The sequence below is a fragment of the Nostoc sp. JL34 genome, assembly GCF_017114945.1.
Classification (GTDB): domain Bacteria; phylum Cyanobacteriota; class Cyanobacteriia; order Cyanobacteriales; family Nostocaceae; genus Nostoc.
In genome coordinates this window covers 1-19,632 of sequence record NZ_JABXKQ010000105.1, presented here as the reverse complement: position 1 = coordinate 19,632, position 19,632 = coordinate 1, and the positions used below count along the sequence as shown (strand labels likewise).

The window sequence follows — 19,632 nt, the reverse complement described above, 5'->3', positions numbered from 1 at the left end:
AATCAGATGGATTACGAAAAAATACTAGAGCGGATTAGTGATGTTTATCAACAATCTGTTAGATTTTATCGTCCGGCAGGAAATGAGGAAAATGAATCAAGTAAAACAAGAAATCTACCTAATCAACTGATAAATAATAGTTACGTTCCAGAAATTGATGGCAACTACTTGTTGTTTTTTAATGAGATATATACAAATACTACTCGTAAATGGCTAAAAAATCTTTTAAAGAAAATAGCATGGCCTATTTTAAAAAGACAAGTTTATTATAATTCTGCTGTTAGACAACTTTTATACAATTTAATCCAAAAAAGTGATGAATATTCTACAAGGGATAAGGAGGTAAATAAGAAGTTTTCTCAGCTTGAGCAGAAAATAGACCAACTTTCTCAGCTTAAGCAAAAAATAGACCAGTTACCTCGGTTTGAGCAGAAAATAGAACAGCTTTCTCAGCTTGAGCAGAAAATAGACCAACTACCTCAACTTCAACAGAAAATAGAGCAAATTTCTACTGAACTACGAACTAACAGCAGTGTAACGAACCAACCCTCTTCTAATGAAGAATCTAAAATTGCAAGTGGTTTGTGGTTCAATGAACCAATAATTGTGGGTTATCACGAAAATGGCGAAGCTTACTGGGCAGGAACTAATGAGAGAATATTCGAGAAGACCTTTGTTTTACAATCTCTTGCCCGTTTATATAAATCAAGTAATATAACAGTTTTGGATGTTGGTGCAGCTGAAAGTCTCCTTTCGTATGAGTTAGCTAGTTTTAATTACTCAGTTACAGCAATAGACATTCGCCCCATAGCATTATTTCATCCCAACTTGAAGTTTGTTAAAACTGATATCTGCAACCCTGTATTACCGCCAGCTAGTTTTGATTGTGTTATTGCTTTATCAACTTTGGAACATATTGGCTTAGGATGGTATGGAGATGAAACAGGGGAGAGTTATGATATTAAAGCTGTCCAACAGATTAGTTTACTTTTAAAACCAGAAGGTAGTTTTATACTCACAGTTCCCTATGGCAAAAAAGCTTTAACACCAGTACATCGAATATATAACCAAGAATCACTACAAAAACTAATTCAAGATTTCAAGATAGTTCAAATATCCTATGGAGTACGTAAGGATGACTTCACTTGGACTATCACTGAAAATGAATTAGAAGCATCTGAAAAAGAACATAATCCAAATAATTACCTTCCTGGCGCGGTAGCTATGTTGGTATGTAAAAAAAATATTGTATAAAAAATTAAATCAAAATTAACGCAGCATGAAAATAGCCATTGATCTTCAAGCTCTGCAAACAAATAATTCTAGAAATAGAGGTATTGGTCGTTATACACAATCTATAATAGAAGCTCTATTTAAACAGCAAAATACTCTCAGTTACCAGTTATACACGAATAGTAATCTACCAGCGCCAGAACTGGATGATAATTACTTTAAATATAATTCTGTAGATTACCCGTACATTGGTAGTTGTGACATCAATGAACTACTATTAAAAACTGTTTTAATGGCAGCAGATGTTGACGTAATATTTATACCTAGCCCGATGGAGGGTTTAGATTCCACAATACCTGACTATAGCGATTTTCCTAAAAAAGTTTTTGTTATTTGCTATGATTTAATACCTCTCATCTTTTCTGATAGATACTTAAATGAGTCAAATATGCGCTCACTCTACATGAAGCGCTTAAAAAATATACAAAATGCTGATTTTATATTCGCAATTTCAGAAGCTACCCGCCAAGATGTAATTAAATACCTCGATATATCCCCTGAGAGAGTTTTAAACGTTTCGGGTGGTGTTTCTGCTTTTTTTACTCCAATTCCTGCTTATGAACACCAAGCTTGGCTCGAAACTTTTGCAAGGAAGTTTGGTATTTACAAAAAATTTATTCTTTATACGGGAGGCGAAGATTGGCGAAAGAACATTGAAGGGCTAGTCACTGCTTTTTCTGCCTTACCCAAGAATTTGCAGGAATGTTACCAGTTAGTAGTTGCTTGCAAAGTCTCTGAGCATTTTAGTAAAGAAATAACTAGTTTGGGGACAAAATTAGGAATTAATAAATCTATAATATTAACCAATTATGTTACAGATGAAGAACTAAGAGCTTTATACTCAACCTGCTCTCTATTCGTTTTTCCTTCTTTTTATGAAGGTTTTGGTTTACCGCTACTTGAGGCTATTTCATGTGGCGCACCAGCTATTGCAAGTAATAGCTCATCTTTGCCAGAAATTTTAGGTTCTGATGAATTACTGTTTGATCCATACTCACCTTCTGATATGGCTAGGATCATGCAAAAAGTTCTATCTGATGAGAACCTTAGAACAAAAATCTCAGAGGATGTACTTCAGCAATCAGCAAAATTTTCTTGGCAATCTGTTGCTAAAAATATGCTTGATGTGTTTCAAGATCATCAGCTATTAAAAAAAGTATCTATTTCAGTTAATCAAAAACCACAAATAGCTTTTTTTAGCCCATTTCCACCAGCTAAGTCTGGGATAGCAGACTATAGTCGGGACTTGTTACCATCATTGGGACAACATATTGACCTTGATTTATACCATGATGAGAGTTATTTGCCCGATATTAACATCAGTAATAACTTATTTTCTCATGGTAAATTTGAAGAAAGATCAAAATCTCAAGTATACGAAGGTATTATTTACCAGATAGGTAATAGTAGTTACCATTCTTATATCTACTCCCAATTAATGAGATATTCGGGAATATCCGTGTTGCATGACTATTACTTGGGAGGACTAATTAATTATATGGAAGCCCGTTGTCCAGAGCTTGGGATTAAATTTTCTAAAGAACTAGAACACTGTTACGGAAAAGATAGAGCAGGAGAAATTTTAAACCTTTTAAAAGCAAAAGATTTAGATATTAATGAGAAGTTATCTGAAGTCGGTATTTATGTAAATAGAAGAATTTTTACACGCTCTCTAGGAGTTATATTACACAGTAAATGGGCTTATAACTGTGCTATTAAAGAGTTCACTAATGATAATAGCCATATTGTTCATATACCTCAGATAGTGCCAAAGTATATTGTTAAGGAAAAATCACTAAGAGATCAATGTCAAGAGTTGAGTCTTCCAGACGATAAACTTATAATATCAACCTTTGGATTTATCAATAAAACTAAACGTCCGCTACAAATTATTTATGCATTTAAGAAGTATCTTGTAACTCAACCTAATGCTTACTTAGTATTTGTGGGTGGTACTGATTACCTTGGTACAATTAATATAGAAAATGAAATTAAAAAACTAAGTTTACAAGATCAAGTAAAAGTTACTGGCTATGTCAATATGGCGGATTTTTACCGTTATATAGAAGTATCAGATATATGCCTCAACTTAAGATTTCCTTTCAACGGAGAAAGCTCTGCATCACTTCTGCGAATTTTGTCTGTTGGTAAGCCTACTATTGTTACAGATATCGGTTCCTTCTCTGATTTTCCCAATGATGTGGTGTTCAAAATACCCGACCCTGGACAAAGTGATGAAGTAGAAGAGATATTGAAATCTCTTATTTTACTAACTAAAAACTTAGACTACAGAAAATCCCTAAGCGAAAATGCATATAAGTATATTGCTCAGGAACATTGTCCAGATAAATGCGCTAATTTATATGCTGAATTTATCCAGCATATACTTTCTTCACCTCAAGCAAAAAGTAAAAAACTTGCTGACTATGTAGGACGGGAATTAGCTAAAGTTGTACCTAATACGTCTAAAAAAGTACTTACTACTTTTGCTAGAGCTATTGATAATTCACATCAGGAACAACAGCAAGTAGTTGAAATTTTTGATTTCAATAATACTGAGATATTAATACAGACTCCTTTACGAAAAAAACTCAACTTTAATGATTTTTTACACGAATGTCGTTCTATTTGCCTTGCAAAAATACCACAATCTAAAGAAATATTAAGTATTGGATGTGCTGGAAATTGGTACTTCGAGTGGTTTGATAAATTTTATCCATACTCTATTGAAAATCACACTGGTATAGATTTAAATTCAAAACCACTAGATTTACCAAATAATGTAACTTGGATTCAACACGATGGAGATGATCTAAGGTTAATAGAGTCACAAAGTTTTGACTTAGTATTTGCTGGTCAATTTATTGAACATATATCTTGGGAATCACAGGTAAGTTTCTTGTTAGAAGTCAATAGAGTACTTAAACCAAATGGGATTTTTGTACTTGATAGTCCCAATTATACCGTTACTAATAGATATGGCTGGAAGCAGCCAGAACATATACATGAACTAACTTTTCAACAAGTATGTGAGCTTTTGCCAATCTCAGGTTTTAAAATTAAAGATTCATCAGGTTTGATTTCAAAAGACTTGTTAGGAATCCCACCTAATTTATTTGGCAGATATATTGAACCTTGCTTAGACATAAATTTCTACCAAGAAGATATTGGAAGTGCAATTAATCAAGATCCGCAAAATTGCTTTGTTTGGTGGGTAACAGCTCAAAAATTTCAAGAAATTGATCTTGCAGATAGAACTCTAATTAACCAGATGCAAGAGTTTTACCTGGAAAACCAGAAAATTAAAAATGAGGTAATTTTTCATGGCATTGGTTCAATAATTGAAATCAAGCAAGAGTATTTTGTGATTGCAAATCCTGATGATGGACAAGGATTTGTAATCTTTGGCCCTTATGATTCTTATTACAAAGGTAAATATTTAGTTGAATTTGAAATCTTTGCCTCTGATTCTGATTATGATTATGAAAAAATATATAAAAATAATCTAGATTTAGTTGTAGCGATCGCAGACATTTCTACTAATTCTGGTGCACTAGTTCTAGCCAAAAAAGAAGTTACTTTAAGAAATATCTTAAAGAAAGAAAAGACAAAACTGAAGTTTACTATAGATACAACATCTATACTAGAGTTTCGAGTTTTATCGCTAGGAGTATATCCAGTTTTAGTTGGTATTAAACCAAAAGTATCAACGCTATAATTCAGTATTTCCAGAGAAGAAATATATTGTAAAAAAAGTGAACATGACAACAAAAAAAGCCCTAATCACCGGGTTGACCGGACAAGATGGTTCATATCTTGCCGAACTACTCATAGCAAAAGGCTACCAAGTCTTTGGTCTAGTCCGCCGTTCTAGCACCAGTAACCTAGAGCGTATCACCCACCTTTATGGCGACATTCAAATCGTATCCGGCGATCTCCTCGATCAATCATCCCTCATGGATGTAGTGAGCGAATGTCAACCTGACGAAATTTATAATCTCGCCTCTCAAAGTTACGTTCCTCTCTCTTGGACACAACCTGCTCTGACTGCTGAATATACAGCTCTCGGTGTCTCTCGCCTCTTAGAATCTATTCGTCGCTGCAAACCTGATGCTAGATTCTATCAAGCATCGAGTAGTGAAGTTTTTGGTCAACCTGACGAATCGCCTCAAACCGAACGCACTGCCTTTCGTCCCCGGAATCCTTATGGTGTTGCCAAAGCTTATGCTCATTGGATGACTGTCAACTATCGGCAGAAATACAACCTTTACAACTGTTGTGGTATTACTTATACTCACGAATCGCCTCGACGCGGGACAGAATTTGTCTTTCGCAAAATCACGCACGCAGTTGCCCAAATTAAATTAGGTTTAGCAAATGAACTAAAATTAGGCAACCTAGATGCCCGTCGTGATTGGTGTTACGCCAAAGATGCTGTCTACGCTATGTGGCTGATGTTACAGCAGGAACAACCCGATGACTACCTCATTGCCAGTGGTGAAACGTATTCTGTTAAAGAACTTGTTGAGTGTGCTTTTGACTGCGTTGGGCTTAATTGGCAAGATTATGTCTCGGTTGACCCCGCTTTTTATCGTGCTGATGAATCAGTGCAGTTAGTTGGTTGCATTGATAAAATTAAAAATGGAATAGGTTGGCAGCCTCAATACTCTTTTAGTCAATTAGTCGAGTTAATGGTTGATTATGACCTTAAGAAATTAAGCAGTTAGCTCGTTTAGTTTCTTAATTATAAATAACCATTAACTTTAAACTAGGAAAAAAGTAAAATAACTTACCTAAGAATGTAACTACTGAGTTTTTTAGTTATGGGTTTTATTAGGTAAGTTTTTTAAGTAAAAAAATTATTAAAAATTTGCAATAAAAATAGTTTCAAGTAGGTTTTAAGATGAAGATATTTATAGATTGTACTCATACTGCAAAACATACATATAAAAATACTGGAATCCATCGAGTAGTTCGAGAACTAACTTCTGAATTATTGCAAATAAGCTCAAACCGCACAGATATAGAAATAGTAGCGGTTATGTTTGATGGTAGTTTTATACGGAGAGTGACTAATCTTAATCAACAGCAAGATGACCATTTTATCAAGGTTAACAAATATTTCGTTCTAACTAAAATAAATAGAAAAGTTAAAGCTCTACTTTTAAAGCTGAAAAATAAATTTATAAATTTTTTGTATATATTAAATTTAATTGATTGGTTTGATTTAAATTCGGTAAACAAAAAAGTTATCCTTGAATTTGAAGGTTCTATAGTCCAGCCAGGAGATATTTATGTCATAGCTGATGCTAACTGGGATTTACCTAAAACTTACTACCGATTTTTGCAACTTTTAAAAAGGCATAAAGTTACTATTGTAGTTATATGCTATGACCTGATTCCAATAAAATTTCCAGAGTTTTCTTCCAAGAGATTTACTAAAGCTTTTACAAAATTTTACAGCGATTACTCTACTTTATTTGATAAGGTATTATGTATCTCTAAGAAGAGTGCTGAAGATTATATTAACGTGAGAAATCAAGGGATATTAGCTAGTAATAATTCACAAATTGTTCAAAGTTTTCGTTTAGGCGGTAACTATTATAAACATGATTTGTTACTAAGTGAAGAAAATCACAACCTTGATGTAAATTTGCAGAAATTAATTAATAAAAAATATATTTTAGTAGTTGGAAGCTTAGTGCCTCATAAAAATATTAAAACTATCATTGCAGCCTTTGATTTATTGATAAATTCTAGTCATGATGATGTATTTTTAATTTTTGCAGGTAATAAAGGTTGGGACTCAGAAACTGATAATTTGATAGAATCTAATAAAATGTATGGCAAGCTCATAGAAATACTAGGTTGTGTTACCGATGCTCAATTAGATTTTCTCTATCAAAACTGTTACTGTTTAGTTCAAGCCTCCTTTTATGAAGGATTTGGATTACCTGTGGTAGAAGCATTACAACACTGTAAACCTGTAATCGCCAGCAATGGTGGCTCTTTGCCTGAAGTAGGAGGCGATTTTTGTAGATATTTCTCTCCTACTCAACCAACAGAACTGTATGAAGCTTTAAAAGAGCTACTTAATTCAGAGATTTCCTACAATAATTTGGTAGAGCGCATCAGAAATGAGTATGTACCATTCTCATGGCAAAAATCTGCTGAGGAGTTTCTCTCTTGTTTGTATAATTAAATTCAGTTTAAATAAAAGCTTAAAAATTTGTTGGTCAATCTATCTTTTTTGTCTAAGAAACCCACAGGTATAACAACCTACGCTTTAAATATTCTTGCAAATCTGCAATCTCTCAAACTGACATTATTAACTTCAGAATCAATTTCTGACTATGAATGCTATGCAATTTCATCAAAATTAACACCAGACCACAGTTTACAAAAGTGAGAGATTACCCTATTTTTTGTTAAATAAACTACATAGTAAACTGTTTATTGCCAGTAATAATTCTGATAAAAGACCCAAATTAAGCAATTAATATGTTAAATAAAATATCACAAATTATAACAGCTATATTGAATCTATTAAGATTATTGAAAAAAACAGATGCTATAAGCTTAAACATTAAAACTTTCGGCTATGAATATGCTCGTAGTTTGCGCGAACAGTTGACAATACCTAGTAATTTATCACCACAAAAAATTAACTTACAATCCAAAGCTTGTCAACAAAATGATATTGAATCAGATTGGTTTTTCTACTGGTGTCAAGAAATGAAAATTTCTGTAGCATACCATCGGAAATTGTGGGAATTTTGCTATATTTTACAAGCCTTATATGAATACGATTTACTTACTCCGGGACGTAAAGGTTTAGGTTTTGGTTGTGGTGAAGAACCTCTGCCAAGTATTTTTGCTGCTTATGATATTGCGATTACGGCTACAGATTTAGATGCAACAGCATCAGCTGCACAGGGTTGGATAGAAACTAAACAAAATATGTCTTCTTTAGAAAAAATATTCCGTCCTGAGTTATGTACAAAAGAACTATTTACTAAAAATGTAAGTTTAAAGTATGTCGACATGAATGCTATTCCTGCTTACTTAGAAGGTAAATATGATTTCTGCTGGTCTGCTTGTGCATTAGAACATCTAGGTAGCATTAAAAAGGGACTTCTATTTATCGAAAATTCTCTAAATACTCTAGTTCCTGGAGGAATAAGTATACATACGACAGAATTTAATTATTTAGAAGAAGAAGAAACTATTGACAACAACGGAACAGTACTTTTTAGAAAAAAAGATTTTGAACAAATTGCTAAAAAGCTAACTGCGGCAGGACATCAAGTAGCACCCCTAGATTTCAATATTGGTTCTTGTGTGTTAGATAAATTTATTGATATTCCTCCATACTACAGTCAAATATATGACATGCCACAAGAAGCACATTTAAAATTATTAATTGATCGTTTCGCTTCCACATCCTTTGGTATAATCATCAGAAAAGCTATGTAAAAATTTACGGTTATTAATTTACCGTAGTATTATCTAATTTTTAATAATTTATATAAAAAATATTATTTTACAAGCATTATAGCCAAATGAAAAAATCCTAAATGAATATAGTAGATAATGTTTCCTCTAATCAATTAATTATTAACTTATCTATTCTCTTGTCTCAACCAACGGGTATAGGCAACTATGCTCAAAACCTTTTTCCTTATTTAAAATCTTTGCAACCTACTCTATTAGTAGCGCAAAAATATCCCGATTTTGACTGCTATCCAATTCCGTCAAACTTAACCCCAAACCACGGTACAAAAGGTCATTTTAACCGCCTAATTTGGACACAATTTCAACTACCACAAATATATAAAAACCTCAAATCGAGTCTCTTATTCTCCCCGTTGCCGGAAGCACCCCTTTATAGCAACTGTCGTTTTGTCGTCACATCTTTTGATATGATTCCATTGCGTTTTGCCAAAGGCTTCTCACCACTTACAGCCTACCACCGCTACTACACTCCCCAAGTTCTTAAGCAAGCACAACACATTATTTGCATCTCTCAGACTACGGCTAAAGATATCACCGATTTTTACCAAATTCCTGCCAGCAAAATTACTGCGATTCCTTTAGCGCACGATCGCACTCACTTCCTTCCTCTCAATCTACCTACAAGCAACTACTTTCTCTACATTGGTCGCCAAGATCCATACAAAAACATCCAGCGACTCATCAGTGCTTTTGCGGCGTTACCTAACTGCAAAGACTATGAACTATGGTTAGTAGGGCCAATTGATTCCCGTTACACCCCTATTTTAGAAGTGCAAGTTGCAGAATTGGGTGTAATTAATCAGGTGAAGTTCCTTGACTATGTACCATATAGCGAATTGCCAAAAATAATTAATCAAGCGATCGCTCTGGTTTTCCCCAGTCTCTGGGAAGGTTTTGGTTTACCTGTCCTGGAAGCAATGGCTTGTGGTACTCCCGTCATTACCTCTAATCTCTCCTCATTACCTGAAGTGGCTGGCGATGCGGCGATTCTGATCAATCCCTACAACACCGGAGAAATTACAGAGGCAATGCAGGCGATCGCAACTAATTCAGAATTGCGATCGCGTCTACACACCCTTGGCCTCAACCGCGCCAGTCAATTCAGCTGGGCAAAAACAGGACTTGCCACCACCGAAGTTCTCAAGCAGTACCTATAGTGCCTGATTTATAGAAAATAGAGCCACTGCGGGGTGAGCTTAGTTCTTCACTGCAATGGCATTCCAGTTAGCGATCGCCTGATCTTCGGTTAGAGTCGGGTCAGCATTACACACATACTCAAGTTTAGCTAACACGTTTTGATGGGCAAGAGCAATCTCTTGAGCAACGGGTGCTATAAGAAGCTTCTTCCAGAGAGCATACTTTCCTTGCCAAAAGTGATTGTTTGTACTCATGGTGCGGAGGCGATCGATAGAATGCAACGAAACCACATCTAATATAGGCTTGATTGGGGTCAGCCCCAGTTGTTCTTTAAATTGGGAAAGTTCCTTGACCGCATCATTCACCAGATTTTCATAACGAACTTTCAACGTGTCTTCTCGTCCCCACCATTCCGGGCTAATCGAAAGAAGTGCTGCTGCTCTACTCCCAGTGGCATAGTTGATAAACTCTGGGCTAAGTGGCGTTTTCTCAAGGATAGAGATTTCTGTTCCCCCGTCACCTTTTAGCCACTTGGCAGTCTCCGGTTCGTAGTTAGCAAAATGCAGAATAGAAATCAATACATCTAAGGGATGGCGGGCAATAACTACCACACGAAATCCTTGCTCGGCTAGCAATGAAACTAAATCATCACTTCTATGCCAATGAATCTGAAGCACTAATCTTGCTGGTAGCAAGTGCCAGGAAATGTCATCGGGATGATGCGCCGCCAGTTCAGCCATTTCATAAATGGCTGCCAGCATTTTTCGTAGCCAGGTGTTGCCTGATCGGGGATTGCTAATTATTGCCAGACGCAAGGAGCCTAAACTGCTCAAATTATGTTAATCCTTTTAGCTAAATTAGGCATATTTTAGGGGATTTTGGTTCATTGAGAAGGTTTTTTTACAGAAATAGCTTTAGGCGATCGCGCCTTTCTAGCCAAGGTATCACTCACTCTCAACAATTCAGTTGGGAAAAGTAGGAAAAGCAAGCGTCGAAGTGTTATTCCAATACGGGTCGGTTAACAAATTTATCTGTTGAGGCAAGCAGGGGAGGAAGAATTACTAGTTAATAACTTTCTTCCTCTCCTGCTTTCCCTGCTTATCCGACCCGTATTGAGTGTTATCCCGTTACATATACAAAGATAAACTAACGCCATAATTTAGATGCCAAGATTTGGGATTCTTTCCAGGTTTCAGATTATCTTGACTAATAACTTGTAATTAATCCTAAATCTTTATAAAAGCACTATGAAAGCACTAATTCTTTCTGGCGGTAAGGGTACACGCTTACGTCCCCTTACCTACAGCGGAGCAAAACAACTTGTACCAGTTGCTAATAAACCTGTTTTATGGTATGGCATTGAAGAAATGGTTGCTGCTGGTATTACTGATATTGGCATCATCATCAGCCCAGAAACCGGGGCAGAAGTGCAAGGGAGAACCGGAAATGGAGAATGCTTTGGAGCGAATATTACCTACATCGTACAAGATCAGCCAGCCGGACTTGCTCACGCCGTCCAAGTCGCCCGTCCCTTTTTAGGAGATTCTTCTTTTGTGATGTATTTGGGCGATAACCTGATTCAATTAGGTGAGTTACGCTACTTTCTGCAACAATTTAGCCAACAACAACCAGATGCTTTGATTCTCTTACGTTCAGTTGCAAATCCTAGCGCCTTTGGTGTGGCTCAAGTTGATGAAACAGGACGAGTATTGCAGTTAATTGAAAAACCCAAAGTTCCTCCTTCAAATTTAGCACTGGTAGGGGTTTATTTCTTTTCTCACGTCATCTTTGATGCGATCGCAAATATCCAACCTTCCACCAGAGGTGAACTGGAAATCACTGATGCCATTCAATACCTGATTAATCAGAAAAAGCAGGTTATAGCCCACAATCTCCAAGGCTGGTGGCTAGATACTGGTAAAAAAGATGACTTATTAGAAGCTAACCGATTGATTCTCGACACCTATCTGACAGCATCAGTTGTCGGCGAAGTCGATGCCCAAAGTCAGATTATTGGACGAGTGCAAATTGGTGCAAAATCTCAAGTAATTAACTGCACTATTCGGGGGCCAGTAGTCATTGGTAGCAATTGTTATTTAGAAAACTGTTTTATTGGCCCTTATAGTAGTATTGCTAACAACGTCACACTCATTGATACCGATTTAGAACACAGTGTTATTTTAGAAGGTGCTAAAATTGCCGGAATCCATCAGCGCATTATTGATAGTGTGATTGGACAGAGGGCACAATTGAGTCTTGCACCTCGTCGCCCCAAAGCTTTGCGATTTCTGATTGGCGATGACTGTCAAATTGAACTAACGTGATTTTCTGATTAATAACAAGAAAAGCCACAGTCAAAATCTTATTCTAATACCTGTAAAATACAAGTATTAAATTACTCTCACAATTAACACTGTGGCACATTACTTGTAATATTAATGAGTATTGTACATACCAAAATTGCCGAAGTTATACAACTCGAACCCAAAGTATTTACGGACGATCGCGGTTTCTTTTTTGAAGCCTACAACCATCACAAGTTTGCTCAAGAGACAGGTATTTTTACGAACTTTGTCCAAGATAACCACTCTTGCTCTAAGCAAAACGTCCTGCGTGGGCTGCATTACCAAATCCAACAACCACAAGGAAAACTCATCCGTGCTGTTGTCGGGACTATTTTTGACGTAGCTGTAGACATTAGAAAAAGCTCGGCTACTTTTGGTAAGTGGGTGGGTTCTGAACTCAGTGCTGAGAACAAACGCTTACTGTGGATACCACCAGGCTTTGCTCATGGTTTCCTCGCGCTTTCAGAAATAGCCGAAGTTGTCTACAAAACTACAGATTATTACGCGCCCCAAAGCGATCGCACAATTCTATGGAACGATCCAGATTTAGCGATAGATTGGCCCGTGAGTGCGCCACCGATTTTATCAGCTAAAGACCAAGCTGGTAAACCTTTGAAAGCTGCTGAAATATTTGATTAAGTAGTCATTGGTCATTGGTCATTGGTCATTGGTCATTGGTCATTGGATTTTGTTACATACCCCGCTTCTTGCGATACCCTGAGCTTACTTTTATGGTGGGCGGAAAAACTTTGTCTTTCATCGGACTAATTCAAACCACATTAAAGAGTGGGCGTGGCTTCTCTTGGACAAATGACAAATCACAAATGACTAAATCAATTTTGCTGATTGGTAGCAATGGTCAAGTGGGTAAGGAACTACAACAAATACTCTCATCTAACGGCAATGTTATCTCAGTAGCACGCCCAACAGTAGACCTTGCCCAACCCGATACTCTCCGCAATGTTATCAGATCCAAGCAGCCGCAAATTATCATTAACGCTGCTGCTTACACTGCTGTAGACAAAGCTGAAAGTGAATCCGAACTTGCTACCGCTATTAATGCTACTGCACCCCTCATTCTTGCTCAAGAAAGCCAAAAATTAGGAGCTTTTCTAATTCATATTTCGACCGATTACGTTTTTGATGGCAATGGCTGTAGCCCTTACCAAGAAACCGATGCGACTAATCCTTTGAGTGTCTATGGTAAAACCAAACTCGCTGGAGAAGAAGCTATTCGGAAAACTTGCGCCCATCATCTCATTCTCCGCACAGCTTGGGTTTATGGAACCTTTGGCAAAAGTAACTTTGTCAAAACTATGCTGCGACTAGGTGCAGAACGCCAAGAACTGCGTGTTGTCGCCGATCAAATTGGTAGCCCAACTTGGGCGCAAGATATAGCGGCAGTTATAGCCCAGATGATTCCCCTGTTAACCCCAGAAATTAGCGGCACTTATCACTACACTAATAGCGGCGTTGCTAGCTGGTATGATTTTGCCGTTGCTATTTTTGAAGAAGCCCAACAGCTAGGCTTCCCTTTGAAAGTTGAAGGTATTGTCCCCATTACAACAGCTGAATATCCCACACCAGCCCGTCGCCCTGCTTATTCCGTCCTTGCTTGTGGAAAAATTTCAGCAATTCTAGGGAGTTATCCCCCTCATTGGCGACAAAGACTCCAGCAAATGCTTCAAGATTGGGTATTGGGTACTGGGGATTGGGGATTGGGGATTGGGAAAACTCTTCCTTAATCCCCAGTCACTAGTCCCTAGTCCCCAGTCGCTATCCCCTTTTCAAAACTCCCGTTTCATGTTGTATTGGTAAAACATCTAAAATATCAGTTTGAGAACAATATTTTAAATCTTCTTGACAGTCAAGACGCAACAATCGTTGGCCGTGACTAGCTAAGTGAAGTAATCCCAATAAGTTATCTTGCCATTGAGAGTAAAGAGCGATCGCACTAATTACTTCATCATTCCCAGCTATTTCTTCAGGTGACAACTTAGTTTGCTGCAAAATACTATGAGCGATCGCACCTGCACAAACTGTATCCTCTAAGGAATAACTGCCTTCCCAGCCAGAACCGACAATCCACACTGTCTCTGGTTGCTTATCTAAGAGAAATTGCACCACCGCCGCCCGGTTAATCAAGGCTGCTGCTAAGACATTTGCAGAATCTTGTACCCGTTGTAAAGCACGAGTGCCATTTGTGGTACTGATAAACAAACGCCGCCCTTGCACTAATTCTGGCGTGCAGTCGAGGGGAGAGTTACCCAACTCAAAACCAGCGACTTTCGCGCCGCCGCGTTCTCCAGCCCGCAGACGTTTTTCAGGGGGCCATTTTTCGCTAACTTCAATTAACTGATCTAAATCGCTGAATACTTGTACAGCTTCGCCTCCAGATGCCAAAACTGTCGCAATTGTGCTAGTGGCTCGCAAGACATCGACTGCGATCGCACATTCTGGCGCTTTATCCGTGGGAGTCAATTCAGGAGTGTGGTATACGAATAACTTCACGCGCTGGATACACCTGTTTTAATACTACTGCCGCAAATAACATTCTACCTAGTTGCTGTCACTAACTATAGTCACAATTGATCCTAAAGTATTTTTACCATCAAAATACAAAATGTATCTCATTTAATACATAGATGGGAGTGGGGAATGGGGAAGAAGCAAGGCGGTAGGGAGCAAGGGAGAATTTTACCCTCAGCAGGAACGCAGCCCCTCTGCCTGTTTTTAATCCCTAATAAATACTCAAAAAGCCCATTTTTATGATTTTAGACTTTCAGACTTGCTGCACTATCTTGTAATCTAAAACAAGAACAGACCTTCTAAAAGGGGAAAAAGTTACAGCTTCAAGGTTACACCGCTAAGGGACAGATATTCACTCATTCCCTACTCCCCAGTACAGACGAGATTAATCGCGTCTCTGCCCACTCCCCACTCCCCATTGAAATTGCTATGGCACCTTTACCCGACTACCGCCCTAAACAACTATCTTTAGGCCCGTTGGAAGCGGAAATTTTAAATATCATCTGGGAACTTGGTTCAGCCACAGTCAAGGATGTACACGATCGCATCCTCGCCGATCCCAACCGCGAATTAGCGTATACTTCTGTCACCACCGTTTTACGTCGCCTCACTGATAAAGGTTGGCTGGCTTGCGACAAGAAAGAGCGGGCATTCTATTGGCGGCCAATGCTGAGTAAGCAACAATCAGAAGTCATCAAAGCTCACGAGCAGTTACAGCGATTTTTGGCGGTGGGGAATCCCGATGTTGTTGCTGCCTTTGCTGATAGTCTGGATGAAGCAGCTAGTGAGCAAATAGCAGCGATCGCCAAACGTATTCAATCTGCACGCCAAGCCAGGGAGGAACAATGATGCATCTGATGATGATTTTAAATGCTTTGGCAGTCGCCTGGTGGTTAAGATCCGTTTGGAATCAACCCCAAGGCAATTGGAGTGTGCGGTGGCAGCGATCGCTATTTTTGTTTCTCTTTCCGCCCTTGCTAATTTTCATGACTGCGATCGCTGTGCTGTTCATGGGCCCCCAAGGACAAATGGGCGGGATGTATACAGGCTCAATTAGCTATTTACTGGCATTAATTTATTTGGCATTTTTTGCCATTTCATGCATTAAACTTGCCTTCCAGGGTTGGCAGTCTGTAGAATCTGCCCGGAACTGCCCTTTAGTCAGTGTTGGCGATAGACGAGCCAGACTGCTGCAAACGGGCGCGTTGTTTGCAGGTCAAATCGGTTTTTGGCAACCAGAACTAGTGGTTAGCCAAGGATTAGTACAAACTCTCTCACCAGCTCATTTAGAAAGCGTCTTAGCCCATGAGCAAGGGCATCACTATTATAGGGATACGTTCTGGTTTTTCTGGCTGGGTTGGGTGCGTTCTTGCACTGCATGGTTGCCCAATACAGAGCCTTTGTGGGAAGAACTGTTAGCTTTGCGCGAACTCCGTGCCGATGGTTATGCAGCATTGCAGGTAGACCCTCTGGTGTTAGCGGAATCACTTTTATTAGTGGTTAGTAGCGCCCCAGTCTTATCGGAAATTTGTTGTGCTGCATTAGGTTCCTCTGGTGCAGATCGTTTAGAACAAAGAGTAGAAGCTCTATTAGCACCACCAGAACCAACCCCAGAAGCTAAATTGCAATCTTGGCATGGCTTTTTGTTGGCGTTCCTGCCTCTACTGACTGTGATGTTTCACACTTAAGTTGAATTAAAAAAGCAATGTTAATAACAAATGTAGAGAGGTAGCAGTGCTATGTCTCTACTTAATTTTTGCAAGCCGATGCATTAAAGGTACAGGTCGATGCATTAAAGGTGCAAGCCGATGCATTAAAGGTGCAAGCCGATACATCAAAGGTACAAGCCGATACATCAAAGGTACAAGCCGATACATCAAAGATGCAGGCCGATACATCAAAGGTGCAGGTCGATGCACTAGTGTAGTGCTGGCTTATTCTTCTTCTAGCAACTGTTCTATATATTTTTGTACTAAAGGCACTTGAAAAGCATTGCCTTCTGGAGTCAAAATTTCTTTTCGCGTTAGTTTGCGAATAACACCTTTGTCTTGCTGCGTGGGAGTTTCCCCGTGGATTATCCGGCGTAGAAGAGAGCTATCGCTATCTGCTAAACTCCTCCATAATTCCTGAAAATACGGAGCGCCTCGCTCAAGCACAACAGGAATAATCTCTTTAACATCCTGTGCAGTTACTTTTGCTGTATCTGCTTCTCGCCTGTTTCTTCTGATATCGCGGTTTAGCAACTCCACCACCTCATAACACACCAACTGAACGAGATAAGGTTGACAGCGAGTAACTTGGATAATTGCATCTACAGCAGTTGGTTCATATATATCGCGGAAGTTCTCTACTGGCTTTAGAATCAAATCGTGGGCTTCTGATTCTTGCAAGTAAGTCATTCGCAAAGCACGAGTGTTAATTAGATAATCACTCCAATAAGCGGGAAGTTCAGATAACTCGTGCGAACCACTAAAAAGTAGAATCCACTTGTGTTGGTGTTGCAGCAGGTTACGAATAAAGTTGAGCGGTACACGGCTACTTGTTGCTTCCACTACCTCACTTAAGCGCTCATATTCATCTAGACACAAGAGAAATCGCTTACCAGGATTGCGGCGTTCTATTTCTGTTAGCCAAGTTTGCAGCGCAGGAAATGGATCTTCAGCTAGTTTACTGGCATCTGGATTAGGCAAGTAGACTTTGCGGGGTAATCGCCGTGCAGCTTCGATAATTTCTTTAGCTAAATTCTCAGCCAATGCTTTTAATGTTGTAGCTGCTGCAACTCCTTGTATATCTACAAGCAAAGGTACAATATTTGCTCCTATTCTGTAAGGGAGATATTTCAGCGCTGAGGTTTTCCCTGTCCTCCGCCCTCCATAGAGTAACAACACTGGCGGTTGCTTAGAAAGCGTCAAAGATTCGATTTCTCGAAATATATCAATTCGCCCTTTAAAACGATTCTTTGCTGTTTCCGGATCTAGTGAATTACCAGCAATATAAACTTGCCGAATTTCTTTTGATTGCTGTGCCTGTTCCTCTAAAGTGCGCTGTGCCGTCTCTAGTATGGTCAGCCAGCCTTGTGCGGTGTTGCCAAAAGAGACAGCAACGCGAGCATTTTTTGTCAAAGCCAGACTTTGCTCCAGTTGGCGTAATGCAATGATGGGAATATTCAGTAACTCATATTGACGATAAGGTGAAGTTGCTTCCTCTGATGCCCGTACATTCTGACTAATATCCAAAAATTGGGGTAGGACAGTGCCAAGTTCCTTTGGTGGTGGTGAGGGAATCCACGCTAGTTGGTTGGCAATCTCCACAATATCGCTTAACCTCTGACAACGATTGAGAAGATCTACAGCAATACCAGAAATTGCTTGTGCAGCAACTTTTTGCTGATTGGTGGAAGAGATTAGATAATTAATAGTCTCACGGCCAGAAGCTGGGTTGTTTCGATAAGCCTCTACAATCATCTGAGCCATAAAAGGCAATGGCAAAATAATCAGTTCATCAAAACGGGGTGGCAGGTATCTTAAACAATTTACCCGCTTGCCATAGGAAGAAACAAAGAATAGGGTAAGTATCCACAGTAATTCTGGCAACCAGAAGTAAACTCGCAGCACACTAAGAATAAACGCCATGCCTGCCCCCACGCCAAACGCTAGGTCTGTAGTCACTCCAAATACCATACTTTGGGTCATGACCAATCCCACGACCAACGCCATGCTTCCAGCAAAGTTCAACGCCTTGTCGTCTACCACCAAGCCTACTGCCATGCCTGCCGCTATGCCTACCACTATGCCTGCTGCTACGCCAAGCATCACGCCAGACACTACCCCCAACGCCACGCCCAACGCCATACCTCCTGCCACGCCAAATACCACGACTATAAGGTCAAACGCTATGCCCAACACGACGCCAAACACCATGACCATCACTACAACCCACGACGCTGCGCTAAACGCCATGACCCATGTCATACTCAACACTATGCCTGATAATTTAGGTATCAAAAGGTAGGCAAAAAAAGCAAAAATGAAAAGAACTAGTCTATTTTTATTGCTACGACGCCCCACAAACAGCCCAATCAACCAGCCTACCCAAAGAACACAGCTTGAGATCCAGCTAAATAAATGACCAGCAACCAGAGTGTAAACTGGTGCCACTAGCAATAAAGCCAAGATTGGGACTACGGCAGTTAGCCACTTAATCTGCCCACTATAGTGACGCCAGTTAGCATTAGTGCGGAACTCAACTCTTTTAGTAAAGGGGTTGTCTGTCGGCTTTAGTTCTGGATGAATATCGCGGAGCCAGCGTTTAAAGGTAAATGGCTTTAAGTAAATCCAATAGAGGAGGCGCACACATTCAGCCACATAAGTCCAAAAGCCTGATGCTGGCGACTTATTATTCATGGCTACTTTATCCCCAACTTGTCACGCACAAAATCCCAAACTTCATTCCAGTGCAGCACACCCACCAAAACCAAAACGAGCAAAAGCAAGATTACCATCCCGATAATCCAGTTGCTCACATCATCAACAGCCCCACCAATAAACTTGGCTATTCTACCCAGACGCACTGGTAAATCCCAAACTAACCAATGCAGCCATAATTGCCATCCTCGTCCCTTTGCTTTAGATTTAGGATCTGCAAGCTGTTGTTCAAACTGCTGTTTCGCCCACTTGATTGCCTTGCCTTGTTGACGTGCTTCCCACAAATAGTAACCAGCCAATTGCAACTTGTAAGGATGACGATCGCCCCATTGCTCAGGGCAAACGCATCTTATTTACTAATAAAAACTAAGGGAGATTCCAAAATGACA

The 19,632-nt window shown here is 39.1% G+C and carries 16 protein-coding genes; 11 read left to right on the top strand and 5 right to left on the bottom strand.

What is annotated here, in order from left to right; genetic code table 11:
• The first annotated feature begins 6 nt into the window (after positions 1-6).
• From HWQ44_RS18770 to HWQ44_RS18745, 6 genes are all read left to right on the top strand, one after another.
• Positions 7-1,254, top strand: a complete 1,248-nt coding sequence (locus HWQ44_RS18770; RefSeq protein WP_292721519.1) for a DUF268 domain-containing protein — start codon at positions 7-9, stop codon at positions 1,252-1,254.
• Positions 1,255-1,279: 25 nt separating this feature from the next.
• The gene (locus HWQ44_RS18765) at positions 1,280-5,011 is read left to right on the top strand and encodes a glycosyltransferase (RefSeq protein WP_292721517.1); all 3,732 of its coding nucleotides are present in this window, start codon (positions 1,280-1,282) and stop codon (positions 5,009-5,011) included.
• A 43-nt stretch (positions 5,012-5,054) separates the two neighbouring features.
• Positions 5,055-6,020 (top strand): GDP-mannose 4,6-dehydratase, encoded by a 966-nt coding sequence (locus HWQ44_RS18760; RefSeq protein WP_292721513.1) that lies wholly within the window; start codon positions 5,055-5,057, stop codon positions 6,018-6,020.
• A gap of 176 nt (positions 6,021-6,196) precedes the next feature.
• Entirely contained in the window at positions 6,197-7,495 is a 1,299-nt protein-coding gene (locus HWQ44_RS18755; protein WP_292721510.1) for a glycosyltransferase family 1 protein, read from the top strand.
• A 299-nt stretch (positions 7,496-7,794) separates the two neighbouring features.
• On the top strand, positions 7,795-8,769 hold the full coding sequence (locus HWQ44_RS18750) for a hypothetical protein (protein ID WP_292721507.1): 975 nt from the start codon (positions 7,795-7,797) through the stop codon (positions 8,767-8,769).
• 101 nt (positions 8,770-8,870) lie between these two features.
• Positions 8,871-9,965, top strand: coding sequence for a glycosyltransferase family 1 protein (locus tag HWQ44_RS18745; RefSeq protein ID WP_292721505.1), 1,095 nt, complete (start codon positions 8,871-8,873; stop codon positions 9,963-9,965).
• 39 nt (positions 9,966-10,004) lie between these two features.
• Here HWQ44_RS18745 and HWQ44_RS18740 read toward each other — a convergent pair whose 3' ends face one another.
• Positions 10,005-10,778 (bottom strand): sulfotransferase domain-containing protein, encoded by a 774-nt coding sequence (locus tag HWQ44_RS18740; protein WP_292721503.1) that lies wholly within the window; start codon positions 10,776-10,778, stop codon positions 10,005-10,007.
• Between the two features lie 414 nt (positions 10,779-11,192).
• On the opposite strand from HWQ44_RS18740, the gene HWQ44_RS18735 reads away from it, so the two are divergent.
• The 3 genes from HWQ44_RS18735 to rfbD all read left to right on the top strand — a co-directional run bounded on the left by HWQ44_RS18735 (position 11,193) and on the right by rfbD (position 14,035).
• Positions 11,193-12,269 carry a glucose-1-phosphate thymidylyltransferase gene (locus HWQ44_RS18735; RefSeq protein ID WP_292721501.1) on the top strand — a complete coding sequence of 359 codons (1,077 nt, stop codon included), beginning with the start codon at positions 11,193-11,195 and terminating at the stop codon, positions 12,267-12,269.
• 114 nt (positions 12,270-12,383) lie between these two features.
• The gene (rfbC, locus tag HWQ44_RS18730) at positions 12,384-12,929 is read left to right on the top strand and encodes a dTDP-4-dehydrorhamnose 3,5-epimerase (protein ID WP_292721498.1); all 546 of its coding nucleotides are present in this window, start codon (positions 12,384-12,386) and stop codon (positions 12,927-12,929) included.
• 185 nt (positions 12,930-13,114) lie between these two features.
• On the top strand, positions 13,115-14,035 hold the full coding sequence (gene rfbD, locus HWQ44_RS18725; RefSeq protein WP_292721495.1) for a dTDP-4-dehydrorhamnose reductase: 921 nt from the start codon (positions 13,115-13,117) through the stop codon (positions 14,033-14,035).
• A gap of 31 nt (positions 14,036-14,066) precedes the next feature.
• Here the strand turns inward: rfbD and HWQ44_RS18720 are convergent, their stop codons facing one another.
• On the bottom strand, positions 14,067-14,801 hold the full coding sequence (locus HWQ44_RS18720; RefSeq protein ID WP_292721491.1) for a 2-phosphosulfolactate phosphatase family protein: 735 nt from the start codon (positions 14,799-14,801) through the stop codon (positions 14,067-14,069).
• Between the two features lie 447 nt (positions 14,802-15,248).
• On the opposite strand from HWQ44_RS18720, the gene HWQ44_RS18715 reads away from it, so the two are divergent.
• Both HWQ44_RS18715 and HWQ44_RS18710 read left to right on the top strand, forming a co-directional pair.
• The gene (locus HWQ44_RS18715; RefSeq protein ID WP_292721488.1) at positions 15,249-15,668 is read left to right on the top strand and encodes a BlaI/MecI/CopY family transcriptional regulator; all 420 of its coding nucleotides are present in this window, start codon (positions 15,249-15,251) and stop codon (positions 15,666-15,668) included.
• Positions 15,668-16,507: a M56 family metallopeptidase gene (locus HWQ44_RS18710; protein WP_292721559.1), complete on the top strand. Its 840-nt coding sequence runs from the start codon at positions 15,668-15,670 to the stop codon at positions 16,505-16,507. Before HWQ44_RS18715 ends, HWQ44_RS18710 begins: the two co-directional genes overlap by 1 nt.
• A gap of 57 nt (positions 16,508-16,564) precedes the next feature.
• Here the strand turns inward: HWQ44_RS18710 and HWQ44_RS18705 are convergent, their stop codons facing one another.
• Genes HWQ44_RS18705 through HWQ44_RS18695 form a run of 3 tightly spaced genes read right to left on the bottom strand, consistent with a single transcriptional unit; the run spans position 16,565 to position 19,542 of the window.
• Positions 16,565-16,738: a hypothetical protein gene (locus HWQ44_RS18705; RefSeq protein ID WP_292721486.1), complete on the bottom strand. Its 174-nt coding sequence runs from the start codon at positions 16,736-16,738 to the stop codon at positions 16,565-16,567.
• A 15-nt stretch (positions 16,739-16,753) separates the two neighbouring features.
• Positions 16,754-19,222 (bottom strand): AAA family ATPase, encoded by a 2,469-nt coding sequence (locus HWQ44_RS18700; protein WP_292721483.1) that lies wholly within the window; start codon positions 19,220-19,222, stop codon positions 16,754-16,756.
• Between the two features lie 2 nt (positions 19,223-19,224).
• A complete protein-coding gene (locus tag HWQ44_RS18695) occupies positions 19,225-19,542 on the bottom strand; it encodes a hypothetical protein (protein WP_292721480.1) in 318 nt (105 codons plus the stop codon).
• Positions 19,543-19,632: the final 90 nt, after the last annotated feature.